The organism is Acidovorax sp. FG48 (assembly GCF_057809085.1).
The window spans coordinates 73,136-97,452 of sequence record NZ_JBMDJH010000015.1 but is presented as its reverse complement, the minus strand read 5'-3'; the positions used below and the strand labels follow the sequence as shown (position 1 = coordinate 97,452).

The 24,317-nt window shown below is 67.2% G+C and carries 23 protein-coding genes; 17 read left to right on the top strand and 6 right to left on the bottom strand.

All coding sequences use genetic code 11. The features are described from left to right. The 3 genes from ACODSU_RS18885 to ACODSU_RS18875 all read left to right on the top strand — a co-directional run bounded on the left by ACODSU_RS18885 (position 1) and on the right by ACODSU_RS18875 (position 3,392). Positions 1–975, top strand: a complete 975-nt coding sequence (locus tag ACODSU_RS18885; protein WP_015013628.1) for an HlyD family secretion protein — start codon at positions 1–3, stop codon at positions 973–975. A gap of 69 nt (positions 976–1,044) precedes the next feature. Continuing rightward, on the top strand, positions 1,045–2,217 hold the full coding sequence (locus tag ACODSU_RS18880) for an ABC transporter permease (protein ID WP_488843916.1): 1,173 nt from the start codon (positions 1,045–1,047) through the stop codon (positions 2,215–2,217). After that, positions 2,217–3,392 (top strand): ABC transporter permease, encoded by a 1,176-nt coding sequence (locus ACODSU_RS18875; RefSeq protein WP_291445658.1) that lies wholly within the window; start codon positions 2,217–2,219, stop codon positions 3,390–3,392. Before ACODSU_RS18880 ends, ACODSU_RS18875 begins: the two co-directional genes overlap by 1 nt. A gap of 24 nt (positions 3,393–3,416) precedes the next feature. Here the strand turns inward: ACODSU_RS18875 and ACODSU_RS18870 are convergent, their stop codons facing one another. Further along, entirely contained in the window at positions 3,417–3,953 is a 537-nt protein-coding gene (locus ACODSU_RS18870) for an Mpo1 family 2-hydroxy fatty acid dioxygenase (RefSeq protein WP_488843913.1), read from the bottom strand. Between the two features lie 116 nt (positions 3,954–4,069). Here ACODSU_RS18870 and ACODSU_RS18865 point away from each other — a divergent pair, with 116 nt between their 5' ends. The 6 genes from ACODSU_RS18865 to ACODSU_RS18840 all read left to right on the top strand — a co-directional run bounded on the left by ACODSU_RS18865 (position 4,070) and on the right by ACODSU_RS18840 (position 9,895). Further along, positions 4,070–4,774, top strand: a complete 705-nt coding sequence (locus ACODSU_RS18865) for a Crp/Fnr family transcriptional regulator (RefSeq protein WP_488843911.1) — start codon at positions 4,070–4,072, stop codon at positions 4,772–4,774. A gap of 103 nt (positions 4,775–4,877) precedes the next feature. Continuing rightward, a complete protein-coding gene (locus tag ACODSU_RS18860) occupies positions 4,878–6,311 on the top strand; it encodes an aldehyde dehydrogenase family protein (protein WP_056638094.1) in 1,434 nt (477 codons plus the stop codon). 89 nt (positions 6,312–6,400) lie between these two features. After that, positions 6,401–7,027: a DUF2889 domain-containing protein gene (locus ACODSU_RS18855; protein WP_488843909.1), complete on the top strand. Its 627-nt coding sequence runs from the start codon at positions 6,401–6,403 to the stop codon at positions 7,025–7,027. A 56-nt stretch (positions 7,028–7,083) separates the two neighbouring features. Continuing rightward, complete coding sequence (locus tag ACODSU_RS18850) at positions 7,084–7,845, top strand: SDR family oxidoreductase (RefSeq protein WP_488843907.1); 762 nt, start codon at positions 7,084–7,086, stop codon at positions 7,843–7,845. Between the two features lie 374 nt (positions 7,846–8,219). Next, positions 8,220–9,218: a bactofilin family protein gene (locus ACODSU_RS18845; protein WP_488843905.1), complete on the top strand. Its 999-nt coding sequence runs from the start codon at positions 8,220–8,222 to the stop codon at positions 9,216–9,218. After that, positions 9,215–9,895: a hypothetical protein gene (locus ACODSU_RS18840; RefSeq protein WP_488843903.1), complete on the top strand. Its 681-nt coding sequence runs from the start codon at positions 9,215–9,217 to the stop codon at positions 9,893–9,895. Before ACODSU_RS18845 ends, ACODSU_RS18840 begins: the two co-directional genes overlap by 4 nt. A 28-nt stretch (positions 9,896–9,923) precedes the next feature. On the opposite strand, the gene ACODSU_RS18835 is transcribed toward ACODSU_RS18840, so the two are convergent. Then, entirely contained in the window at positions 9,924–10,787 is an 864-nt protein-coding gene (locus ACODSU_RS18835) for a type IV pili methyl-accepting chemotaxis transducer N-terminal domain-containing protein (RefSeq protein WP_488843901.1), read from the bottom strand. Positions 10,788–10,977: 190 nt separating this feature from the next. Here ACODSU_RS18835 and ACODSU_RS18830 point away from each other — a divergent pair, with 190 nt between their 5' ends. The 6 genes from ACODSU_RS18830 to ACODSU_RS18805 all read left to right on the top strand — a co-directional run bounded on the left by ACODSU_RS18830 (position 10,978) and on the right by ACODSU_RS18805 (position 15,681). Further along, entirely contained in the window at positions 10,978–11,397 is a 420-nt protein-coding gene (locus tag ACODSU_RS18830) for a BLUF domain-containing protein (RefSeq protein ID WP_056067298.1), read from the top strand. 47 nt (positions 11,398–11,444) lie between these two features. Then, the gene (gene moaA, locus ACODSU_RS18825; protein WP_488843898.1) at positions 11,445–12,581 is read left to right on the top strand and encodes a GTP 3',8-cyclase MoaA; all 1,137 of its coding nucleotides are present in this window, start codon (positions 11,445–11,447) and stop codon (positions 12,579–12,581) included. A 77-nt stretch (positions 12,582–12,658) separates the two neighbouring features. Continuing rightward, on the top strand, positions 12,659–13,297 hold the full coding sequence (gene mobA / locus ACODSU_RS18820; protein WP_488843896.1) for a molybdenum cofactor guanylyltransferase MobA: 639 nt from the start codon (positions 12,659–12,661) through the stop codon (positions 13,295–13,297). A gap of 16 nt (positions 13,298–13,313) precedes the next feature. Next, positions 13,314–13,886 (top strand): GNAT family N-acetyltransferase, encoded by a 573-nt coding sequence (locus ACODSU_RS18815; RefSeq protein ID WP_488843894.1) that lies wholly within the window; start codon positions 13,314–13,316, stop codon positions 13,884–13,886. 19 nt (positions 13,887–13,905) lie between these two features. Continuing rightward, positions 13,906–15,261 (top strand): molybdopterin molybdotransferase MoeA, encoded by a 1,356-nt coding sequence (gene moeA, locus ACODSU_RS18810; protein ID WP_488843892.1) that lies wholly within the window; start codon positions 13,906–13,908, stop codon positions 15,259–15,261. Positions 15,262–15,354: 93 nt separating this feature from the next. Next, the gene (locus tag ACODSU_RS18805) at positions 15,355–15,681 is read left to right on the top strand and encodes a thioredoxin family protein (RefSeq protein ID WP_488843890.1); all 327 of its coding nucleotides are present in this window, start codon (positions 15,355–15,357) and stop codon (positions 15,679–15,681) included. Between the two features lie 141 nt (positions 15,682–15,822). Here the strand turns inward: ACODSU_RS18805 and ACODSU_RS18800 are convergent, their stop codons facing one another. The 4 genes from ACODSU_RS18800 to ACODSU_RS18785 form a co-directional block, all read right to left on the bottom strand. After that, complete coding sequence (locus tag ACODSU_RS18800) at positions 15,823–18,978, bottom strand: efflux RND transporter permease subunit (RefSeq protein WP_488843888.1); 3,156 nt, start codon at positions 18,976–18,978, stop codon at positions 15,823–15,825. A 40-nt stretch (positions 18,979–19,018) separates the two neighbouring features. Then, a complete protein-coding gene (locus tag ACODSU_RS18795; protein ID WP_488843886.1) occupies positions 19,019–20,425 on the bottom strand; it encodes an efflux RND transporter periplasmic adaptor subunit in 1,407 nt (468 codons plus the stop codon). A 180-nt stretch (positions 20,426–20,605) separates the two neighbouring features. Continuing rightward, positions 20,606–21,055 (bottom strand): ribonuclease HI, encoded by a 450-nt coding sequence (rnhA, locus tag ACODSU_RS18790; protein WP_015013609.1) that lies wholly within the window; start codon positions 21,053–21,055, stop codon positions 20,606–20,608. A gap of 75 nt (positions 21,056–21,130) precedes the next feature. Beyond that, complete coding sequence (locus tag ACODSU_RS18785) at positions 21,131–21,985, bottom strand: class I SAM-dependent methyltransferase (protein ID WP_488843883.1); 855 nt, start codon at positions 21,983–21,985, stop codon at positions 21,131–21,133. Between ACODSU_RS18785 and gloB the strand changes: the two genes are divergently transcribed. Together gloB and ACODSU_RS18775 are read left to right on the top strand one after the other, a co-directional pair. Beyond that, positions 21,984–22,760, top strand: a complete 777-nt coding sequence (gene gloB / locus ACODSU_RS18780; protein ID WP_488843881.1) for a hydroxyacylglutathione hydrolase — start codon at positions 21,984–21,986, stop codon at positions 22,758–22,760. The two genes, ACODSU_RS18785 and gloB, sit on opposite strands and share 2 nt — an antisense overlap. After that, positions 22,757–24,283 carry a transglycosylase SLT domain-containing protein gene (locus ACODSU_RS18775; RefSeq protein WP_209820410.1) on the top strand — a complete coding sequence of 509 codons (1,527 nt, stop codon included), beginning with the start codon at positions 22,757–22,759 and terminating at the stop codon, positions 24,281–24,283. Before gloB ends, ACODSU_RS18775 begins: the two co-directional genes overlap by 4 nt. Positions 24,284–24,317 lie beyond the last annotated feature (34 nt).

Below are 24,317 nucleotides of genomic sequence, written 5' to 3'. Positions count from 1 at the left end.
ATGAGCAAGAAAACAGCAGCCGTCGGCGCAGTGGCCTTTGTGGCCGTGGCAGGCTTTGTGGGCTTTGGGCTGTGGAAGGCCTCACAGCCCGCACCCGAAGTCTTTCAGGGCCAGATCGAAGCGCAAGAGGCCGATATCGCCCCCAAGGTCACTGCGCGCATCGCGCAGATCCTGGTGAAGGAAGGCGACCAGATCGCTGTGGGCGCGCCCCTGATCCGCATGGACAGCCCCGAGGTCAAGGCCAAGCTGGCACAGGCCACCGCCGCCCAGGAGGCCGCCCAGGCCGTGGCCGCCAAGGCCGAAAGCGGTGCCCGCCCGCAAGAGGTGGAGATGGCCCGCCTGAACTGGCAACGCGCCGTGGCAGCTGCCGACCTGGCCGAGTCGTCCTTCAAACGCGTGGATGGCCTGGCCCGCGAGGGCCTGGTGGCGGCGCAAAAACGCGATGAGGCCGAGGCCAACTTCAAGGCCTCGCGCGACCAGGCGCTGGCGGCCAAGGCCCAGTACGACCTGGCCCGCGCCGGTGCGCGCAGCGAAGACCGATCCGCCGCCAGCGCCCAGGCGCGCCAGGTGGCGGGCGTGGTCGCCGAGGTGCAGGCCGCCCAGGCCGAGACCGAGCTCAAGAGCCCCGTGGCCGGCGAAGTGGCCAAGGTGCTGGCCCGCACGGGCGAGTTGTCGCCGCAGGGCGTGGCCGTGGTCACGGTGGTGGACCTGAAGGACCAGTGGGTGGTGCTGAACGTGCGCGAAGACCGCCTGCAGCGATTTGCCATCGGCAATGAGTTCGACGCTACGCTGCCCGCGCTGGGTGGCAAAACCGTGAAGTTCAAGGTCTACCACACGGCTGCGCTGCCGGACTTTGCCACCTGGCGCGCCACGCGCGCGGGCCAGGGCTTTGACGCCCGCACGTTTGAAGTGCGCGCGCGCCCGGCGGCCCCCATCGAGGGCGCACGCCCTGGCATGACAGTGCTGGTGCAGTGACATGCGCCTGATGTACAGAGATTTCACCAAAAAGTGCCGGTAGCGCTAGTGCAATATGCGCAAACAGCTATGAATTCAATAGCAAACAGCTTCCGCCGCGAGGCCCGCCGTCTGGCGGCCGACCCGTGGGACCTGGCCATGGTCACCTGGGTGCCGCTGCTGGGCGTGGCGCTCTTGTGGTGGATCTTCTCGGCCGGCCTGCCGCGCCACTTGGCGGTGGGCGTGGTGGACGACGACCACTCCAGCCTGTCGCGCCAGCTGGTGCGCATGCTGGACGCCACGCCGGGCGTACAGATCACCCAGCACTTCACCAACGCGGCCGAGGCCGAACGCGCGCTGCGGGCGGTGGACGTGTACGCCGTGGTCTCCATTCCGCGCGACTTTGCGCGCACCGTGAAGGAAGGCCGCGCTGCGCAGGTCACGCTGCTGCACAACGCGCAGATGTCCACCCACTCGGGCCTGCTGCAGCGCGATGTGCGCACGGCCGCGGGCACCTTGTCGGCGGGTATCGAAATGGCGGCACGCAACAAGCGCGGCGAAAGCGCCCAGGCCGTGCATGTGAGCATGGAACCCATCCACACGCAAATGGTGGCGCTGTTCAATGTGTCCAGCAATTACGAGCAGTTTCTGGGCGCGGCGCTGATCCCCGCCCTGCTGCACATCCTGGCCATGACGGCAGGTGCCTGGACGGTGGGCCGCGAGCTGCGCGACCGCACGCTGGGCGAATGGCTGGGCGCAGGGGGCTGGGTGCGCACTGCGGGTGCGCTGGCCGGCAAGCTCGCCCTGCCCTGGGTTTCTCTCACACTGGTGGGCCTACTGGCGCTGGTGGGCATCACCTGGGGCCGGGGCTGGCACCCGCCGGGCAACCTGTGGTGGGTGGCTGCGGCACTTGCGCTGCTGATGGCCGTGTCGATCACCGCTGGCGCTGCGCTGGCGGGTATCACGCGGTCGCTGCGCACTGCGCTGTCGGGTGCGGGCTTTTTTGCAGCACCGGCGTTTGCGTTCAGCGGCGTGGCCTTCCCACTCGCGGGCATGCCCGGCAGCGCCCGCGCCTGGGCCGAGGCCATGCCGTTCACGCACTACATCCGTCTGCAGATCGAGCAGCTGCAAATGGGCGCACCCGTGGCCACCAGCGTCTCGACCGTCGTGGCGCTGATCCTCGCCACCGCCGTGCTGTGGCTGCTGGGCGCCACTGCACTCACGCTGGCACACCAGCGCCCCGACACGTGGGGAGGCCGCTGATGAACACGACAACACAACCCGTGCCCGTGGCAACTCCCTCGCAGCGAGGCCTGCTGGGCGCCTGGCTGCACGCGCTGGCCACCGTGGTGCGCGACAAGGGCGTGCTGCTGCTGTTGGTAGGCGCACCCGTGCTCTACGGCTTTTTCTATCCCTGGTTCTATGCCGACGAGGTGCTGACCCGCGTCCCCGTGGCCGTCGTGGACCTGGACCACACCAGCCTGTCGCGCCAGATCACCCGCTTTGCCGACGCCGACCCACGCATCGAGGTGCATCTGGTCACCGGTAGCGAGCGCGAGGCGCAGGAGGCCCTGTGGCGCGGCGAGATCGAGGGCTACGCGGTGATCCCAGCCGGGCTCAAGCGCAACGTGGTGCGCGGCGAAAACGCCGTGGTCAGCATCGAGGCCAACGGCGCCTACGCGCTGCTGAACAAGGCGGTGCAATACGGCTTTGCAGAAGCCGTGGGCACGGTGTCTGCCGGGGTCGAGATCCGCAAGCTGCAGGCCAGCGGCCAGAGCGCCCCACAGGCCCGCGCCAGCCGCGCGCCCGTGCAGCTGCAGATGGTGGCGCTGTTCAACCCCACCGAGGGCTACGGCAGCTTTGTGGTGCCCGCGGTGGCGCTGCTCATCCTGCAGCAAACCCTGCTGATGGGTGCGGCAATGCTCACCGGCACCTGGGTCGAAAGCGGCCAGCACCGCGCCCGCGCCACCACCTGGCTGGGCCGCCTGCTAGCGTTGTGCACACTGGGCTGGGCCAGTGGCCTCTTCTACTTTGGGTGGATCTTTGTGCTGCACGACTACCCGCGCGGCGGCAACCCGCTGGGGGCGCTGGCGCTGCTGGCCTGCTATATCCCGGCCATCGCGGCGCTGGGCGCGTTGCTGGGCCTGTGGTTTGGCAACCGCGAACGCGCGCTGCAGGTGCTGCTGTTCACCACGCTGCCCATCGCGTTCGTCGCAGGCTTCTCGTGGCCGGTGGAGGCGTTGCCCGAGCCGCTGCAGTGGCTGCGCTGGCTGCTGCCCAGCACCTCGGGCGTACAGGCGTCGCTGCGGCTCAACCAGCTGGGCGCGCCGCTGTCGGCTGCGTTGCCGTACCTGTGTGCGCTGGTGGCATTGGGGGCGGTGTGCGCAGGGGCTGTGCTGGCTCTTGCGAGGCCTTCAAGTCCCGATGCGCGGCAGTGAACGAGCAGAGCGCGAGAGCAGCGCTTACTGAGGATGGGCGGCAGCCTGTTGCCCGGTACGCAGGCGCACCGGGCCGCTGCGCTCTTCCACCGCCGCCTGCACTTCCTTGCGCAGGCCCAGCGCAAACGCCCACTCGGCCACCACAAACAGCGGGCCGACGATCAGGCCCACCAGGTCGTCCACAAACGCGGGCTTGCGGCCTTCGTAGTAGTGGCCCACGAACTGGATCACCCAGCCCACGGCAAACAGGCCAATGCCCGTGGCCAGCCACACGGCCAGGGTCTGTGCGGCCACCCATTGCCCGCCCACCAGCATGGCGGCCAGCAGCACAGCCATGGCCAGGCCAAAACGCATGTCCAGGCGGAAGTAGAAGACGCTGGCCGCCAGCGCAGCCAGCAGTGCCGGGCTTAGCGGCAGTGCACCCACCATCCAGGTGGGGCGCGACAGCAGGATGACGACAGCGAACATGATCATGGGCACGCCCACAAAATGGGTGTGGATGTTGCGCGGGTCGCGGTGGTAGTCGGCGTATTGGGAGAGGTGGTCGATCAGGGTTTTCATGGGTGTCTCCAGCATGTGTTTTGCGCAGCATCAATACTCGCTCTCGGGCTGCGCCAGCGTCTGTCGTGCAGACGACAAAACCCCCGCCGCCCTCCTGCCCCGTTCACTCGCATCCCATGTCCACCCCTTCTGCCTATTTACCCGTCCTCCAGACAGGCCGCTGGTTTGCCCACCTGCCGCCCGACTTTGCCCAGCCGCTGATTGCCATGGCGCAGTTGCGCCATCTGGCGACGGGCGAGGTGCTGTTCCGGCGTGGTGATGCGCCCTGTGGCCTGTATGCGGTGGTGCGCGGCGCGGTCAGCATCTCGGGCACCCGGGGGCGGGCCGATGAGGCGCGTGCAGCGCTGCTGATCCGCCTGGAGCCGCCGCAATGGTTTGGCGAGATCTCGGTGTTTGACAACTCGGCCCGCACGCACGATGCGCAGGCCACCGAACCCACGACCCTGGTGCACATCCCGCACGAACGGCTACAGCACTGGCTGCAGGCCCACCCGCAGCACTGGCACGCGCTGGCCTTGCTGATGACCGACAAGCTGCGCTCGGCCTTTGTGGCGATGGAAGAGCTGGCGCTGCTGCCCGCCCCGCAGCGCCTGGCGCGGCGCCTGGTGATGATGGCCGAGGGCTACGGGCAGTGGACGGCCGAAGGACAGTCGCGGCGGGTGATAGAGATCTCGCAAGAGCAGCTGTCGCTGATGCTGGCAATCTCGCGCCAGACCACCAACCAGATCCTTAAAGACCTGGAGTCGCGCCAGCTGGTGCGCGTGCAGCGCGGCGAGGTGGAGATTCTGGACCTGGCCGGCCTGCGGGGCGTTTGCGCTTGATTACTATCAAATCAGTAGCAACCAAGGCATGATGTACTGGCGCATCGGCCGGTTTTCGCACAAATACTAAGCACACATTCCATTTCCGGGCAAAATGGCGGCCATGCAACTCAACTACATCGCCAACGCCTCGGTGCCCTCGTCTTCGGGCCGCACGATCCCCGTGATCGACCCGTCCGACGGCCAGCCCTTCGACGAGATCCAGCGCAGCAACGCCGACGACATCGACGCGGCAGTGCATGCAGCCCGCCAGTGCTACAACGCGGTGTGGCAAAAGTTGGCCCCGGTGGAGCGCGGCCGCCTGCTGCAAAAGCTCTCGGCCAAGATCCTGGAGCATGCAGACGAGCTGACGGCGCTGGAGCAGCGCGACTGCGGCAAGCCCACCAAGCAGGCACGCGCCGACGCGATTGCGCTGGCGCGCTACTTCGAGTTCTACGCCGGTGCGTGCGACAAGTTCCACGGCGAGACCATCCCCTACCCTGACGGCTACAGCGTGCTCACCTGGCGCGAGCCCCACGGCGTCACAGGCCATGTGATCCCCTGGAACTATCCGATGCAGATCTTTGGCCGCAGCGTGGGCGGCGCGCTGGCGGCGGGCAATGTGTGCGTGGTCAAGCCCGCCGAAGACGCGTGCCTGTCGCTGATCCGCGTGGCGCAGCTGGCGGCCGAAGTGGGCTTCCCCGCCGGGGCGCTCAACATCGTCACCGGCTACGGCCATGAGGTGGGCGACGCACTGGCGCGCCACCCCGGCATCGACCACATCAGCTTCACCGGCAGCCCCAAGATCGGCACGCTGATCCAGCAAGTGGCTGCCGAGCGCCACTGCCCCGTCACGCTGGAGCTGGGTGGCAAAAGCCCGCAGATCATCTTTGCGGATGCCGACCTGGACGCCGCCATTCCTGTGGTCATCAACGCCATCGTGCAGAACGCCGGGCAGACCTGCTCGGCCGGCTCGCGCGTGCTGATCGACTCGCTGATTTACGAACCCCTGCTGGAGCGCCTGGGCAAGGCGTTTGAAAAGCTGCGCGTCGGCCCCGCCGCCATGGACCTGGACGTGGGCCCGCTGATCCGCCAGACGCAGCAGCAGCGCGTGTGGGACTTCCTCTCCGACGCGCAAGTGGCTGGCATCCCCATGGTGGCCCAGGGCGTGGTGGTGGACGAAGCCCCCGAGACCGGCTACTACCAGGCTCCCACCTTGCTGCGCGATGTGCCCGTGGGCCATCGCCTGGCGCAGGAAGAAGTCTTCGGCCCCGTGCTGTCGGCCATGGCCTTCCAGGACGAAGACCACGCGGTGGAGCTGGCCAACGCCACGCAGTTTGGCTTGGTTGCGGGCATCTGGACGCGCGACGGCGCACGCCAGTTCCGCATGGCCAAGCGCGTGCACAGCGGCCAGGTGTTCATCAACAACTATGGCGCGGCCGGCGGTGTGGAGCTGCCGTTTGGCGGCGTCAAATCCAGCGGCTACGGGCGCGAAAAGGGCTTTGAGGCGCTGTACGGCTTCACCACCTTGAAGACCGTTGCCATCAAGTACGGTTGAAGAGGCATTGCAGGGTGTCCCGCTGGCGCGCGACGGTGCTGGCAGGCCCCGCTAACCTCGGCTGCTTCTGTACGACGATTTTTCTTCCCATGCCCCTGAGTCCCCCCGCCCCCCGCACCCTGAAACATGTCCGCCGGGTGAACTACCAGGGCTTTGAACGCGACGATGGCCTGTGGGACATCGAAGGCGAGCTGCATGACAGCAAGGCCTATGACGCCACCTCCTTTCGCGATCCCACCAAGCAACGCCTGGCAGGCGAGGCCATCCACCACATGTGGCTGCGCGTGACCGTGAACCGCCAGCTGGTGGTGCAGGCGGTGGATGTGTCCATGGATTCGCACCCGCTCAAGGGCTGCACCGAGGCCCAGGCCGCGCTGCAGCGCATGGTGGGCTGCAGCATGGCGCGCGGCTGGCGCCAGGCCATTCAGAAGCACCTGGGCGGCGTGGAAAGCTGCACGCACCTGCGCGAGCTGCTGTTCAATCTGGCCACGGCAGCGTTCCAGTCAGTGCCAGCGGTGTTTTCGTCCAGCGATCCCGCCGAGCCGCCGCGCCACTTGGGCCAGTGCACAGGGTGGGACTTCAACGGCCAGGGCGTGAAAGAGTTTTTCCCCCAGTTCTATGGCCGGCAGCCCAAGGCACCCGCCCCGGCAGCCTCTGCGGCCGATGCAGCTTCGGCCACTGAAATTTCAGCCCCATCGGGCGCTAGCGCTGGTTGAATATGCGCTGGTAGCTATCAATTTTGATATATCACCCCAACCCATCGGAGACACCCATGCGTGTGCAGAACAAATCCATCATCGTCACCGGCGCCGGCAACGGCATTGGCGAAGGCATTGCCAAGCGCCTGGCGGCCGAGGGCGGCAAGGTCATCGTCATTGACATCAACGAAGCGGGCGGCCAGCGCGTGGTGGCCGAGATCACGGCCGCCGGTGGCACCGCCGCCTTCTTCAAGGCCGACGTGACGAAGTCCGCCGAAGTGAAGGCCATGGTCGACGAAGCCGTGCGCCTGTACGGCCGCCTGGACGTGGTGGTGAACAACGCGGGCTGGACGCACCGCAACCGCCCCATGCTCGAAGTGAGCGAGGAAGAGTTCGACAAGGTCTATGCCATCAACATGAAGAGCATCTACCTGAGCGCCATCCACGCCGTGCCTGCATTGCGCCAGACAGGTGGCGGCAGCATCATCAACATCGCCTCCACCGCCGGGCTGCGCCCCCGCCCGGGCCTCACCTGGTACAACGGCTCCAAGGGCGCGGTGATCATCACCAGCAAGTCCATGGCGGCCGAGCTGGGCCCGGACAACATCCGCGTGAACTGCATCAACCCCGTGTTCAACCCCGACACGGGCCTGGCTGCCGAGTTTGCAGGCGGCCCGGTGGACGATGCGCGCCGCGCCAAGTTCCTGGCCACCATTCCGCTGGGCCGCTTCTCCACCGCGCTCGATGTGGCCAATGCGGCGCTGTACCTGGCGAGCGAAGAGGCATCGTTCATCAGCGGCGTGTGCATTGAGGTCGACGGCGGGCGCTGCGTTTAAGCAAGCACGCCAACAGGCGTCCTGGCATGCCCTGAAGCAGCCACTACGCCCCTTTTTTGAGCGCCCCAATCCGCACTAGGACAGTGCGGATTGATTTGACCGTGCTGGCCCTGCTGCCTATAGTGCCGCCGATGTTTGCGAGCCAGCACCACACCACAGCCGCCAGCGCTACGGCGCCGCTGCGCCGTGGCGCGCGCTCGCAGGCCACGCTCCAGGCCGGTGACCGCGCTCTCTGCACCCTCGCTGCAGATTCCTGAGCCCGGCGACACCCCCTCCCCTCCGCATTCTTTTCGCGCACCTCCTGTCGCCGGGCCCCACGCCCAGCGCCAGCTTGCGCCTTGGCCACGGCCGGGGCGCGGACGTCAGGAGTGTCCATGCCCCCGTTTCCTTCGGGCGAGATTTCGCTCGCCCCGTGCGCGCCCGCGCACTCACTTGCTGCCCCTGCGCTCGCGCGCGACGGTACTGTTGATCAGGCCGTGGCCCACGCAGCCGCCGCCGACATCACCCGGCAATTCATCCGTGCCAAGCAGCCCTGCGCCGACGGCTACCGCTGGTACCTGCGCCGCCAGGAAGGCGCCAGCAACTACCAGGCGTTGCTCGACGACCTGGTGCGCGAGGGCCGGGTGGAAGACGCGTGCTGGATGCTGGACCAGTTCGGCCCCACCAACGACGTGCTAGAGGTGGACCACCTGGAGGCCGACGCGCTGGTGTTTGCCGGCAGCGTGCGCTGCCGGGGCCATGCGGACGTGGAGGGTGTGCTGCGCACGGGCCGCAGCCTGAGCGTGCTGGGCGGCCTGCGAGTGGGCGGTGCACTGCGCGTGGGCGAAGACCTGCGCGTGGCAGGCGCGGTGCGCTGCGAGGGCAGCGCACGGCTGCAGGGCGACACCCGCGTGGGCTGGTCGCTGACCGTGGCGCAGCGGCTGCAATGCACGGGCAGCCTGCGCGTGGGCGGAGAGCTGGACTGCGGCGCCGCCGTCCAGATCGGCGGCCACTGCCGGGTGGCCCAAGATCTACGCGTGGCAGGCGACCTGGACTGCGACGGCGGCCTCAAGGTGGGCGGCCACCTGCATGCCGGCGCGGCCCTGCAGGCGGCCCGCGGCCTGTGGGTGATGGGCGATGTGGACTGCAAGGGCCACCTGCAGGTGGGCTGGGGGGTGCGGGCCGGTGGGCATATCCACGCCGGTGGCACCATCCGCGCGGGAGAGAGCCTGTGGGCGGGCGACACGATTGCCGCGGGCGAAGCCTATGGCGTGTATGCGGGCCTGGATGTGCCCTTGCCCGACTGGCCCCACAGCGCCCAGGTCAGCGCCCGCGAACACCCCGCGCGCCTGCTGAGCGGCTGCTGGGCAGGCGGCCCGGGGAGCACGCCATGACGGCCAACACCTTCTGCCTGCACCTGCCAGGCCATGCCACGGCCACCAAAGCGCAGTCCAGCCCAGGCCTGCGGGGCCGCTGGGCCCAGTGGCTGACCGAGCTGCGCATCGACGTGGACCTGTCGGGCCGCGACATCCAGCGCGAGTTCGATGCGCTGTACGACCGCATCCGCACCAACCATCGCACACGCGATGCGATGCAACCGCTGACCCTGCACCTGCACGGGCTGGTGTTTCGCCTGCGCGAGGCCGATGGCGAATATTTTGTGTACGCGATCGATCCACTGCGCAACCGCATCGTGGCTTACACCGTGTTCAACCGGCTGGTGGAGGTGGACCGCCGCACCGACCGCCACCTGCGCGCACCCCACACCAAGGTGGCGCACGGCTACCGTCGCATGGGCATTGCCACAGCCATCTACCGCTGGTGGCTGGACTCGGGCCGCTGCCTCATGACCGGCGCACGCCAGTCTGCCGGCGCGCACGGGCTGTGGATGGCCCTGGCACGCGACTATGAGCTGGCCGCCGTGCGCATCGATGCCAACAAGCGTGTGCAGCAATTGCAAATGCCCCCACCGCCAGGATTTTTTGACGCGCTGGACACGCGGCTGGTGCTGGTGGGGCGCGATTGCCGCTTGGCGGACTTCACGCAGCCCGCTGCCTGCAGCGGCCAGTGACCCGATGGGCCGAACCGCGAGCAGCCGATCAGCCCAGCACCTCGCGCAGGGCGGCCTCGTACAGGCCGGTGAGCTTGTCCATCACACCCAGCAGGCGCTCGCTGGTCGTTGCCACCGCATTGAGCCCGGCGTCATCGGCCGGTCGGCGCAGGGCCGCGTCGAAGAACAGCCATTGCGAGTCGGCCAGCTCCACCTCGCTGCGGATGGCGGGCGTGGACACGGGTGCCGACTTGAGCGTCTGCAGCGCCTGCCGGAAGTCGGCCGCATCGGCCGCCAGCTGCGCGTGCACCACCTTCGACTCCACCTTGGCCGCACTCAAGAAATAGTTTTTGGCCAGGCGCTGCGACAGCATGCGCTGGCGGCCCGCCAGGTTGACCAGGCGGGCGCTGGGCGCCTGCGCCATCTTCTCGATGGACTCGGTCACAGCCTGGGCCACCAGCAGCGTGCGGTCAGCCTGCTCGGAGGCCGCAACGACCAGGGCGGTCTGGGTGGCCGGCGCTGCAGTCAGCTTGTTGAGCAGCGCAAACTGCTTTTGCACGTCTTCCAGCTGGCGCCCCACATCGGCGGGCCAGCGCCCGGTCTGCATGCCCCGGGCCAGCTCGTTGCTGCCCGACTGCGCCATCTTGCGTGCCAGCCCCATCACGTCCACCGCTGCGCCGGGCAGCACCTGCAGGTACTGCTGGCAATAGGCCTTGGCCATGCGTTGCGACAACGCACGGAACCAGCCCGCATAGTTGATGGCGCCGGACAACCCCATCTGTGCCTGGGCCCCACCGGCCCCACCCGCCCAGGTGGGCAGCAGGATGCCTGCCGCCACCCACTGAACCGCCACGCGGCGCTGGCAGGGCATGGCGTCGGCGGAGAACCTGTTCAATACCTCGCGAACTGGCATGGGAACCCTTTGAAATCGGATGCCTGCATTGTTGCGACGCAGCATTTCCATGCCCTGCGCCAGATCAAAGCGCCCCGCCATCCGCCGCAATCGTTTGCGCTGCAGCAACAAATCCGCCTTCAAGGTCATTCGCAGCAGGGCCTACAGGCACCCGTCAAACCTGACACACTGCGCCGCTCAGGAGACAAACATGTTGATACAACTGACCTATGCCAGCCGCACCTCCCGCGTGCTCGGCCCTGCGGACATCAAGGACATCTTGGGCGCGTCGCAGCGCAACAATGCCCGCGCGGGCATCACTGGTGCGCTGTGCCTGAACAACGGCATCTTCCTGCAGCAGCTCGAAGGCGACCGTGCTGCGGTCAACGCGCTGTACCACCGCCTGCTCAAGGACACGCGCCACAAGGACACGGCCGTGCTGGATTTTGGCGAGATCCCGCACCGCCGGTTTACCAGCTGGTCCATGGGGCTTCTGGGCTCGTTGGACGCCAACCGGCAGCTGTTCCTCAAATACTCCAGCACCCCCGATTTCGACCCGTTCAGCATGAACACCTTGACGCTGCGCAGCTTCTTTGACGAGATCCTGCAGAACGTGCGCTGGCTGGAGTGAGAAAATGCGGGGCATGTGCCCTCCCGTCCTGCTGAACGAGCCCACCCATGTCTGAACGCGTGATTCCGCTAGTCGATGAGCGCCTGGCCTCGCTGGCGGCCAAAGTGCCAGCGCAGCTGGTCAGCCCCACAGGGCTGCTCACCGATGCCCGGGGCCGCCCGCTGCGCGACCTGCGCATCAGCGTGACGGACCGCTGCAACTTCCGCTGCAACTACTGCATGCCCAAGGAAGTGTTCGACAAGGACTACCCCTACCTGCCGCACGGGGCTTTGCTGAGCTTTGAGGAGATCACTCGGCTGGCGCGGCTCTTTCTGGCGCATGGCGTGCGCAAGATCCGCCTGACGGGCGGCGAACCCCTGCTGCGCAAGAACCTCGAAGACCTGGTGGCGCAACTGGCCCAGCTGCGCACCGTGGACGGCGTGGCGCCCGACCTCACCCTCACCACCAACGGATCGCTGCTCGCGCGCAAGGCCCAGGCCCTGAAGGACGCGGGCCTGAACCGCGTGACGGTGAGCCTGGACGGCCTGGACGACACCATCTTTCGCCGCATGAACGATGTGGACTTTCCGGTGGCCGATGTGCTGGCCGGCATCGAGGCCGCGCATGCGGCTGGCCTGTCGCACATCAAGGTCAACATGGTGGTCAAGCGCGGCACCAACGACCACGAGATATTGCCCATGGCGCGGCACTTTCGCGGAACCGGCACCACGCTGCGCTTCATCGAATACATGGACGTGGGCGCCACCAACGGCTGGCGCATGGACGAGGTGCTGCCATCGGCCGAACTCATCGAACGCCTGCGCGCCGAACTGCCGCTGGTGCAGCTGGACCCGAGCAGCCCCGGAGAAACCGCCGAGCGCTGGGGCTATGCTGATGCCCAGGGCCGGCACGACCCCGCACTGGGCGAGGTCGGCGTGATCAGCAGCGTGACCCAGGCCTTCTGCCACGACTGCAACCGCGCACGCCTGTCCACCGAAGGCAAGCTCTACCTGTGCCTGTTTGCCAGCCAGGGCTACGACCTGCGCAGCCTGCTGCGCGGGGGCGCGAGCGATGCAGAGATTGCCTCGGCCATCGCCCCCATCTGGCAGCAGCGCAACGACCGCTACTCCGAGTTGCGCAGCAGCCTGCCCGCTGACACCGGCCAGGGCGCACGCCGCGTTGAGATGAGCTACATCGGGGGCTAGCAGCTCTGTAGAAAAGCGTTGTGCTTATGGACAGCGCCGGCTATCTAGCAAACGACCCATTGCCCACAGGAATTCAATTGATCAATCAGCAAGACATCACCGGCCTGGTCCTCGCAGGGGGCCGAGGCTCCCGCATGGGCGGGGTGGACAAAGGCCTGCAGAACTTTCGCGGGCTGCCATTGGCCCTGCACACGCTGATGCGGCTGCAGATGCAGACGGGCAACGTGATGGTCAACGCCAACCGCAATCTGGCGGCCTACGAAGCGTTTGGCACGCCGGTGTGGCCTGACGTGCTGAGCGACTACGCAGGGCCCCTGGCGGGCTTTCTGACCGGGCTGGAGCGCTGCGAAACGCCCTGGCTGCTGACGGTGCCCTGCGACACGCCGCTGTTTCCGCTGGACCTGGCCCAGCGCCTGGCGGCTGCGGCAGACGCCGAGGGTGCCGACATTGCCATGGCCGCAGCGCCCGAAGACGACGGCAAGGGCCACATCACCGTGCGCCCGCAGCCGGTGTTCTGCCTGCTGCGCGTGGACCTGCTGGAAAGCCTGGTCGCCTTCACCCAGGCCGGTGGCCGCAAGATCGACGCGTGGACGGGCCAGCACCGCTGCGCCATCGTGCCGTTCGACCAGCCGGGCGACGACCCGCAGGCCTTCTTCAACGCCAACACGCTGGCCGAGCTGCACGCGCTCGAAAACAGCAGCGCGCCCCAGGCCTGAGCAGCCCACCGATCCCATGAACCATCGCCCTCCCGTGGACGCAGTGGACCCAGTGGAACCAGCGGATGCTGACGCGATACACATCCGACCCCTGGTCGCCGCCGATGCTGTGGCCTACAAGGCCCTGCGCGACGAGGCCCTGCGCACGGCGCCAGATGCGTTCACCTCGGACTACGAATCCTCGGTAGGCCGCGATGCCAGCGAGTACGTGGCGCGTTTCGGCGCGCTGGAGTCCGGCCAGTTCTTTCTGGGCGCCTTTGACACGGCGGGCCAGTTGCTCGGCTGCCTGGGCTGCGAGCGCGAGCAGCGCGCCAAGCAGCGCCACTGCGCGGTGGTGGTCGGCATGATGGTGTCGCCCGCTGCGCAGCGCCGGGGCATTGGCCGGCAGCTGGTGGAGGCCTGCGTACAAGCCGCCAGCCGGGTGCCAGGGCTGACCCAGCTGGTGCTCACCGTCACCGCGTCCAACCAGCACGTGGTGCGCCTGTACGAGCAGGCCGGGTTCCGCGCCTGGGGCCTGCTGCCCCACGCCATCGTGGTGGATGGCGTGGGCTACGACAAGCTGCACATGCTGCGGCTGCTCTCCCACTGAATTCAAGCCAATCCCACCCATGAAAACCATTGCCCAGATAGCCGCCGAGCTGCAAGGCTACGACCCGCAGGCCCTGAGCGCTGCCGATGTGAACCAGTTTCTGGACCGGCTGGTCGAGCCCGTCACCGCCACCGAAGTGCTGCCGCTGTTCAGCGCGCTGGGCCGCGTGTTAGCGCAGGATGTGATCTCGCCCGTCAGCGTGCCGCCCCACGACAACTCGGCCATGGACGGCTACGCCTTTGCGGGTGCGCAACTGGTGGCCGGGCAGCCGCTCACGTTGCGCGTGGTGGGCACCGCCCTGGCGGGCAAGGCCTGGGCGGGCACGGTGGCTGCGGGCGAATGCGTGAAGATCATGACCGGCGCCATCATGCCCGCCGGGCTGGACACCGTGGTGCCGCAAGAGTTCACCACCGCCACTGCCGACGGCCACATCACCATCGCCGCCGATGTGCTGCGCGCCGGAGACAACCGCCGCTTCAAGGGCGAGGACATCATGGAAGGCCGCGTGGCCCTGGCCCGTGGCGAGCTGCTGACGCCTGCCGCCCTGGGCCTGGTGGCCAGCCTCGGCCTGCCCACCGTCACGGTGGTCCGCCGCCTGCGCGTGGCGTACTTCTCCACCGGCGACGAGATCCTGAGCCTGGGCGAGGCCCCCCGAGAAGGCGCCGTGTACGACAGCAACCGCTACACCGTGTTCGGCCTGCTCACGCGCATGGGGGTAGAGGTGATCGACCTGGGCGTGGTGCGCGACGAGCCCGCGCTGCTCGAAGCCGCCTTCCGCCAGGCGGCGCAGCAGGCCGACGCCATCATCACCAGCGGCGGCGTGAGCGTGGGCGAGGCCGACCACACCCGCACCATGATGAAAAAGCTGGGCGACGTGGCCTTCTGGCGCATCGCCATGCGCCCGGGCCGCCCCATGGCCGTGGGGCGCATCAACAACGCAGAAAATCAAGCCATTTCGCCCTCAGGCGCCAGTGCATCAAGCGCTGACAGCTATCAAAATGATATCAACACACCGACCGGTGGCGCCGTGCTGTTCGGGCTGCCCGGCAACCCGGTGGCGGTGATGGTGACCTTTCTGGCCTTTGTGCGCCCCGCCCTGCTGCGCATGATGGGGTGCACCCGCGGGGCGCCCCCGCTGCTGCGCGCCATCAGCACCGAGCCCATGCGCAAGAAACCCGGCCGCACCGAATACCAGCGCGGCCTGGTCACCACCGCCGCCGACGGCACGCTGCAGGTGCGCACCACCGGCAACCAGGGCTCGGGCGTGCTCAGCTCCATGGTGCAGGCCAACGGGCTCATCGTGCTGCACCACGGGCAAGGCAATGTGGCGGTGGGCGATGCGGTGGACGTGATGGTGTTTGAGGGCGTGATCTGACACGGCAATGCGCCGCCAGCCGGTGCATGGCACCGGCCACCAAGGTAACCTGAAACCTGCCTCTCGCTCTGTTCACAGACCACGAATCACGCCATGCCCTACTCCGCGCAACACCTTGCACAACCCCCATCCCGAGACGATGTGGACCGCCTGCCCGGCGCCACGGTGGTCGAGTTCGGCACGCCCTGGTGCGGCCACTGCCAGCGCGCCCAGCCGCTGATCGAAGCCGCCCTAAAGGACCGCGCGGACATTGCCCACGTCAAGGTGGAAGACGGCCCTGGCCAGCGCCTGGGCCGCACGTTCGGTGTGAAGCTCTGGCCCACGCTGGTGTTTCTGAAAGACGGCCAGGAAGTGGCCCGCCTGGTGCGCCCACAAGGCGGGCAAGAACTGCAGGACGCGGTGCGGTCGGTGCTGGCCTGACCCCCCCGCGCCGCCAGCTCGACCCACACATCGTTCACGCATGCACTGAAAAGCAGAAAGGGCCCCACGGGCCCCTTTCTTGTGTTGTATTGCTTTGATGGCTTTAGCCGCACGGCTTGTCAGCCCGCCCCCTATTGAAAGTTACTTGGCCACATAGTCGTGCGGGTGCAGCGGGTGTGCCGGCGCGTCCACCGCCACCGCAGTGTTGGCCCCCGGCACCGCCTTGCGGGCGAACAACGTGTACATGGTGGGCACCACAAAAATGGTGAGCAGCGTGCCCAGCGACATGCCACCCACAATCACCCAGCCGATCTGTGTGCGCGTTTCGGCGCCAGCACCCGTGGCCAGTGCCAGGGGGATGGCTCCGAGCACCATGGCACCCGTGGTCATCAGGATGGGGCGCAGGCGCTGGGCCGAGGCCTTGACCAGCGCGTCCACCATCTCCATGCCCTCTTCGCGCAGCTGGTTGGTGAACTCCACGATCAGGATGCCGTGTTTGGTGATCAGGCCCACCAGCGTGATCAGCCCGATCTGCGAATAGACGTTGAGCGAGCCGCCGCTCCACTTGAGCGCCAGCAGCGCACCGATCATCGACAGCGGCACCGACACCATGATGACCAGCGGGTCGATGAAGCTTTCGAACTGTGCGGCAAGCACCAGGAAGATGAACACCAGCGCCAGCACAAACACCACGCCCAGCGCGCCTTGCGAGTTCTTGAACTCCCGCGAGGTGTCGTTCAGGTCGGTGGTGTAGCCGGGCTTGAGCACCTTGGCCGCCGTCTCGTTCATGAAGGTGATGGCCTGGCCCAGCGAGTAGTCGGACGACAGGTTGGCCGTGATGGTGGCCGAGCGGCGCTGACCAAAGTGGTTCAGCTCGCGCGGGCTCACGCTTTCGCGCACGTTGACCAGGCTGGTCAGCGGGATCATCGCGTCGTTGCGGCCGCGCACATAGATGGTGTCGATGTTCTCGGGCGTGGTGCGGCCCCGCGCCTCGGTCTGCACGATCACGTCGTACTGCTCGGCATCGCGCTTGTAACGTGTGACGGTGCGGCCGCCCAGCATAGTCTCGATGGCCTTGGCCACCACTTCCACGCTCACGCCCAGGTCGGCGGCGCGTTCACGGTTGACCTCGATGCGCAGCTCTGGCTTGTTCAGGCGCAGGTCCACGTCAGGGGACACGATGCCGGGGTTCTGCGCAATCTCGGCCATGAAGGCAGCCACCACCTTACTCAGGTTTTCGTAGCTGTCCGAGGTCTGGATCACGTAGGTGAGTGGCCGCGAGCGAAAGCCCTGGCCCAACGATGGCGGCGTGATCAGGAAGGCATTCACGCCGGGCAGGCCCGCCACCTTGGGCTGCAGCTCCTTGGCCAGGGCCAGCGTGGTGCGGTCGCGCTTTTCCCAGTCGACGGTACGGTAGATCACGCTGCCTTGCGCCACCGTGGGGTTGCCGATGTTGGCGAACACGCGGTCGAATTCGGGGTAGGTGTTGCCGATCTTTTCCAGCTCCAGTGCATAGCGGTTGGTGTAGTCCAGCGTGGCACCGTCGGGCGCGGTCACACTGGCCAAAATGGTGCCCCGGTCTTCCAGCGGCGACAGCTCCTGCCGCATGCTGGGGAACACCAGCACCAGCGCCGCGCCGCTCAGGGCCATAACGCCCAGCACGATCCAGCGGGCCTGGAACAGCGCACCCCGCACGCCACTGCGCCCCGCGCCCGCACCACCCCAGCGGGCCGTGACGATCCAGCGCAGCAGGCGGCCATAGGCATCCGAGAGTGCGGTGAGCCAACGCTCCATGGAGCGGTCAAACCAATTGGGATTCGGGTTGTGCTTGAGCAGCAGCGAACACATCATGGGCGAGAGCGTCAACGCCACAAAGCCCGACACCACCACGGCCCCGGCCAGCGCCAGCGCAAACTCCACGAACAAGCGCCCCGTGCGGCCGGGTGTGAATGCGAGTGGCGCATACACCGCCACCAGCGTGAGCGTCATGGCAACGATGGCAAAGCCGATTTCGCGTGCGCCCTTGATGGCTGCAGAAAACGGGTCGAGCCCCTCTTCGATGTGGCGGTAGATGTTCTCCAGCATCACGATGGCGTCGTCCACCACCAGGCCAATGGCCAGCACCAGCGCCAGCAGCGTGAGCGTGTTGATCGAAAAGCCGGCCAGCGACATCAGCGCAAAACTGCCCACCAGGCTGACCGGGATGGTGATGATGGGAATGATGGACGCACGGAACGTGCGCAAGAACACAAAGATCACCAGGGCGACCAGCACCACGGCCTCGATGATGGTGGAGTACACGCTCTTGATGGAGCGGTCGATGAACAGCGAGTTGTCGTTGGCAATGTCGATGCCGATGTCTGGCGGCAGGTCGGCCTTGAGCAGGGGGATCATGGCGCGCACGCCTTTGGACAGCTCCAGCGGGTTGGCCGTGGCCTGGCGGATCACACCCACCGAGATCGCATCGCGGCCATTGAGCCGCACGCGGCTGCGGTCGCTGGCAGGGCCTTCTTCAACCCGGGCCACATCACGCACGCGCACTGAAAACCCGTTGACCGTGCGGATCACGATGTCGGAAAACTGGGCCGGAGTTTTGAGGTCGGTCTGCGAGGTCACGCTGAACTCGCGCTGTTGCGACTCGATGCGGCCCGCGGGCAGCTCCAGGTTGTTGCGGCGGATGGCGTCTTCCACGTCCTGCGTGGTCAGGCGATAACCGGCCATGCGTTCGGGGTCCAGCCACACCCGCATGGCGTATTTGCGCTCGCCGTAAATCGGCACGTCAGCCACACCGGTCACGGTCTGCAGGCGGGGCTTGACGATGCGGTTGATGAGGTCGTTGACCTCCAGCGGGGTGCGCGTGTCGCTGCTAAAGGCCAGCCACATCACGGGCGAGGCGTCGGCCTCGACCTTGGCAATCACGGGCTCGTCCACCGCGAGTGGCAGGCGGTTGCGCACACGGGCCGTGCGGTCGCGCACTTCGGCTGCCGCGTTGTCGGCATCCTTCTCCAGCCGAAAGCGCACGCTGATCTGGCTTTGCTCGGCCCGGCTGATGGAGGTGATCACATCCACGGCGTCGATACCGGCGATGGAGTCTTCGAGCGGCTTGGTGACCTGCGATTCGATCACCTCGGCCGACGCGCCCGCGTAACGCACGCTGACGGTGACCACGGGTTCGTCGATCTTGGGGTATTCGCGCACCGACAGGCGCGTGAAGCTCACCGCACCAATCAGCAGCACCAGCAGCGACAGCACGGTGGCAAACACCGGCCGGCGGATCGATATTTCAGCGAGTTGCATGGCAGTCCGTAGGCATCAGAGGGTGACGACAGGCAGCCCGTCAGACAGGCGCACGGTGGCCCGGGGCTATTGATCGGGTCGAGCTTCCAGTCGGCTGACAAGGGTTGGCACCTGGCAGGGGTTGGGCCTCACTGCGAACCGCCATCGCGCTCGGCACCGAGGGGGCTGTAACGGGAGATGAAGATGCCGGCGCCGCAGAGGTGCTCGGCGCAGGCGCATCGGCCACTGCTGCAGCCTTTGGTCCCACCCCACCCGCAGCCCCTGAAGCGCCCGACGCCGGGCGCGCGGCTGCGGCCGCCGCGCCACCGTTGCCCTGCTTGCCCAGTTCCACCACGCGCACCTCGGTGCCGTCCTTGCGGATGCGCTGCTGGCCCGCCGTGACCACCAGGTCACCAGCGCTCAGGCCGTCCAGAATCTCCACCCATCCGGGCGAGCGCACGCCCAGCTGCACCGGGGTGCGGCGCGTCACCTTGCTGCCGGGCTCCTTGCCCTCCACCACCTTGAGCACATAGGGGCTGGAGCCGTCGGGCACGATGGCTTCTTCGGGCACCACGCGCGCATCGCTGCGTTCGGAGAACACGGTCGTCACCCGCGCGAACATGCCGGGGCGCAATTGCAGTCGGCGGTTGTCGATGCAGCCGCGCACCGCAATGGCCCGCCCATCCGCATCGATCTGCGGGCTGATGGCCTGCACCAGGGCGGCGTAGCCCACGCCCGGCAGTGCATCAAACGTGACCTGTGCGGTCTGGCCCGGGCGCACCTTGCTCTGCAGCCGCTCGGGCAGACGGAAGTCCACGTATACCGCATCGAGGTCTTCAATGTTGACGATGTCGGCCCCGTCCTTGAGGTAGTCGCCCACGTTGACGCCCCGAATGCCCGCAATGCCATCGAACGGGGCCACGATCTTGAGGCGCTGGGCGGTGGCCTTGGCCAGCGCCAGCTTGGCCTGGGCCACTTCCAGGTTGGCAGCACTCTCATCCACAGAGCGTTGGCTGATAAAACCCTGGGCCACCAGCTCCTGGTTGCGCTTGTGGTTGGCCTGCGCAATCGACAACTCGGCCTGGCTTTGCTGAATCTGCGCACGGGGCAACTGATCGTCCAGCTGGACCAGCACCTGCCCACGCCGCACGCGCTGGCCATCGTGAAAGTTCAGCTGGGTGATGCGCCCCCCCACCTCGGGGCGCAGCATGACGCTCTGACGTGACTTCAGGCTGCCCACGGCTTCGGCATCGTCGCGCAGCGCCATCTTCCGCACGGTCACGGCCTCCACGGCCACGGGGCGGCCGGCCCCCGCAGCGGCACCACCGCCAGCAGGTGTACCCGTCCCGCTCGCCCCGGCCTCGACACGCTGCGGTGGCTGGGCAGGTTTCTGCAACCACCAGGCAGCACCCGATGCAGCCGCGATGCCAATGACAGCGAAAACGAGGTACTTGTTCTTGGACGCCATGGGTCAGTCAATCCGTTGAGGTGGGAGCACAGTCACACAATGTAACAGTGGGTGTATGCAGCCGCTGCCACCCGCCGCAATATCCCAGAGCATTGGCCGCTACCGGTACCGGCAGTCTCCGGCACGGGCATGAAAAAAGCCTCCGAAGAGGCTTGTACTGCATGCTGCATCAGCGTTGGGCTACCTGCGGCCCAGGGCCTGGTCCACGCCCCGGTTGGCCAACGCGTCGGCGCGCTCGTTCCCCGGGTCGCCCGAGTGCCCCTTCACCCAGCGCCACTCTATGCGGTGACCGCCGGTGCTGACCAGCGCATCCAGCCGCTGCCACAGCTCCACGTTCTTGACAGGCTGCTTGGAGGCGGTGCGCCAGCCCTTGGCCTTCCAGCCATGGATCCACTCGGTGATGCCCTTGCGCACGTACTCGCTGTCCAGGTACAGCGTCACGGCACAGGGGCGCTTCAGGGCCGAGAGCGCTTCAATCACCGCCATCAGCTCCATGCGGTTGTTGGTGGTGCCCAGTTCGCCACCGAACAGCTCTTTTTCAGTAGCGCCGGAGCGCAGCAACACGCCCCATCCGCCGGGGCCGGGGTTGCCCTTGCAGGCGCCATCGGTGTAAATCTCTACCTGGTTCAAACTCTGTTCCTGACAATGTGATGGATGGTTGCAGCACCGGGGATGGATCTGCCGGGCAACCGGATACGAATGGGCTCAAGACTTGCGCCGGGCTGCCGGCGGGGCGGTCCGCGAGGAACTCACCCCGTGTTGTGACGCCCGGTTGGCGATGGGCACGGTGCCCGCCGCACGCTGGCGGTGGGTGCGCCAGGCGGGCTCCAGCAAACGCATGCCATGCACCCGTTTGACGGCCACCAGGAAATACGCGGCACCCAGGATGGGCCACCACCTTTCACCCAGAGGGTCCATCCAGCCAAAACGCTCCAGCCAGTGCGCAGTGCGCACCGCTGGACGATAACAGCCAAAACGGGCCGATTCGACTTCGAAGTTCAAAAGCCGCAGCCAATCGCGCAGCCGGCGGTAACCAATGAACTCGCCCACGTCGGGCAGATACAGGTTGCCCCGCCCCAGGCGCTGGTACAGCCGCGCACGCCGCTGCCGCAGGCCCCACAGGCTGGTGGGGTTCAGGCCGCTGATGACCACGCGCCCCTCGGGCACCAGCACCCGTTCCACTTCACGCAGCGCGGCATGGGGGTCGATGCTCAACTCCAGCGTGTGAGGCAGCACCAGCAAGTCCAGACTGGCAGCCGGGAAAGGCAATGCCACGGGCTCGGTGAGCAGGTCCACCGCGCGACGCTGCAGCGAGCCATCGTCCCCTCCAATCTCCACAAAGGCGATGGAACCTTCCACCGCCTCCTGGCCCATGGCCAGCCATTGGTGGGGCATGCGGTTGGCACGCAGGCCGTCCAGCAGCGGCATACCGAGCTGCAGGCTGTGGTAGCCAAAAATGTTGGCCACCGCCTCGTCAAAGCGCGCCTGTTCCCAAGCGAGCAGGTAGCGGCCGGGGGGGGAGTCGAACCAGTGGTGCAAACCTATAATTTGATCGCTCATGAACTTGCTACCGCTGCCCGCCTTTACCGACAACTACATCTGGATGCTGCACGACGGCCGCCAGGCCATCGTGGTGGACCCGGGAGAAGCCGCGCCGGTGGAGCAGGCCTTGCACCGCTGGGGCCTGACATTGCAGGCCATTCTAGTCACGCACCACCATGCCGATCATGTCGGTGGAGTCGATGCCCTGCGCGCCGCCACTGGCGCACAGGTGTATGGCCCTGCACGGGAGCGCATGCCCGAGCCGCTGGTGCGGCTGGCGCAGGGCGACACCGTTGACGCGCTGGGGCTGCAGTTCCAGGTCATCGATGTGCCGGGGCATACGGCCGGCCACATCGCCTACTACTGCGCCGACATGGACGGCGCGCCCCTGCTGTTCTGCGGAGATACGCTGTTCTCGGGCGGCTGCGGGCGACTGTTTGAAGGCACGCCTGCGCAGATGCTGGACTCGCTGGACCGGCTGGCTGCGCTGCCCGGCAACACCCGGGTGTGCTGCACCCACGAGTACACCCTGTCGAACCTGAAGTTTGCACGTGCCGTGGAACCTGGCAACGCCGCCCTGCTCCACTACAGCAGCCAATGCGAGGCCTTGCGGGCCCAGAACCAGCCCACCCTGCCCTCGCAGATGGCACTGGAGCGAGACATCAACCCCTTTCTGCGCGTGCGGCAGGGCCAGGTGGCACAAGCCGCCCAGGGCTACGACGCGCAGGTGCCCCTTGACGACGCTGTAGCGGTGCTGGCCGCGCTGCGTCAATGGAAAAACGAGTTCCGATGAAAATTTTGCACATTGCCTGCCTGGCTGGCCTTTTGTGGCTGACAGGTTGCGCCACCACGGGTTCAGTGCCCGACCAGGCCGCTGCTGGCGGCAGCACCACCAGCACCAAAGCCCCTGCCGCCCCCCACACTCCTGTCATCCCCAACGGCCCGCTCAAACCCATCACCGCCGCGCAAGCCGCGAGTGGCGAGGTGGCGTCGCTGTCGGCCCCGGCCGACCTGTGGGACCGCATCCGGCGCGGCTTTGCCATGCCCGACCTGCAGCACGAGCTGGTGCAGGACCGCGAGCAGTGGTATGCCACCCGTCCTGACTACATGCAGCGCATGACGGAGCGGTCCAGCAAATACCTGTTCCACATCGTTGAAGAGCTGGAACGCCGGGGCATGCCCACCGAGCTGGCACTGCTGCCGTACATCGAAAGCGCGTTCAATCCCCAGGCCGTATCGAGCGCCAAGGCCGCAGGCATGTGGCAGTTCATGCCTGCCACGGGCAACTATTTCGACCTCAAGCAGAACGCCTTCCGCGACGACCGCCGCGACGTGCTGGCGTCCACCCGCGCAGCGCTGGACTACCTGCAAAAGCTCTACGGCATGTTTGGCGACTGGCACCTGGCCCTGGCTGCCTACAACTGGGGCGAAGGCAGCGTGGGCCGCGCCATTGCCCGCAACCAGAAGCTGGGGCTGGGCACCAGCTATACCGACCTGAACATGCCGGCAGAGACCCGCATGTATGTGCCCAAGCTGCAGGCAGTGAAGAACATCGTGGCCAACCCCGAGGCGTTCAACACCGAGTTGCCGCTGATCGAAAACCACCCCTACTTCCAGACCGTGGACATCACGCACGACATCGACGTGTCGCTGGTGGCATCGCTGGCAGGTATCCGGGAGGAAGACTTCCGCGCGCTCAACCCGTCGTTCAAGCGGCCTGTGATCCTGGCGGCAGGCACACCACAAATCTTGCTGCCGTGGGACAACGCCAAGGTGTTCCAGCGCAATCTCGAAGCCAAGCGCGAAGGCCAGTACGCCAGCTGGACCGTGTGGTCCGTGCCCACCACCATGAGCGTGGCCGAAGCGGCCCAGCGTGCGGGCATGAGCGAAGCCGACTTGCGCAGCATGAACAACATCCCGCCGCGCATGCTGATCAAGGCGGGCTCGGCCCTGATGGTGCCGCGCTCCACAACCACACGGCAAGACGTGTCGTCCCACTTGGCCGACAACGGCCAGCTGAGCCTCACCCCCGAGATCGTCACCCGCCGCACCACGGTGCGCGCTGGCAAGGGCGACACGGTGGCCAGCATCGCGCGGCGCTACAAGCTGGCAGCCGCCAGCGTGGCCGACTGGAACGACGTGCGGGCGAACGCCGCATTCAAGGTAGGCCAGCAAGTTGTGGTGTACCTGCCGGTGCGCCAGGGCCAAGCGCGCAGCGGCAGCAGCGCCCGCGCCTCGGTCGCCACAGCGGCCAAACGCCAGGCACCCGCGCCCTCGCGACGCGGAGGCACGCCCTCCAAAGTCAAGCGCCGCTGACCCGCGCTCCTGCCGACCGCGAAGGCTGGCACGA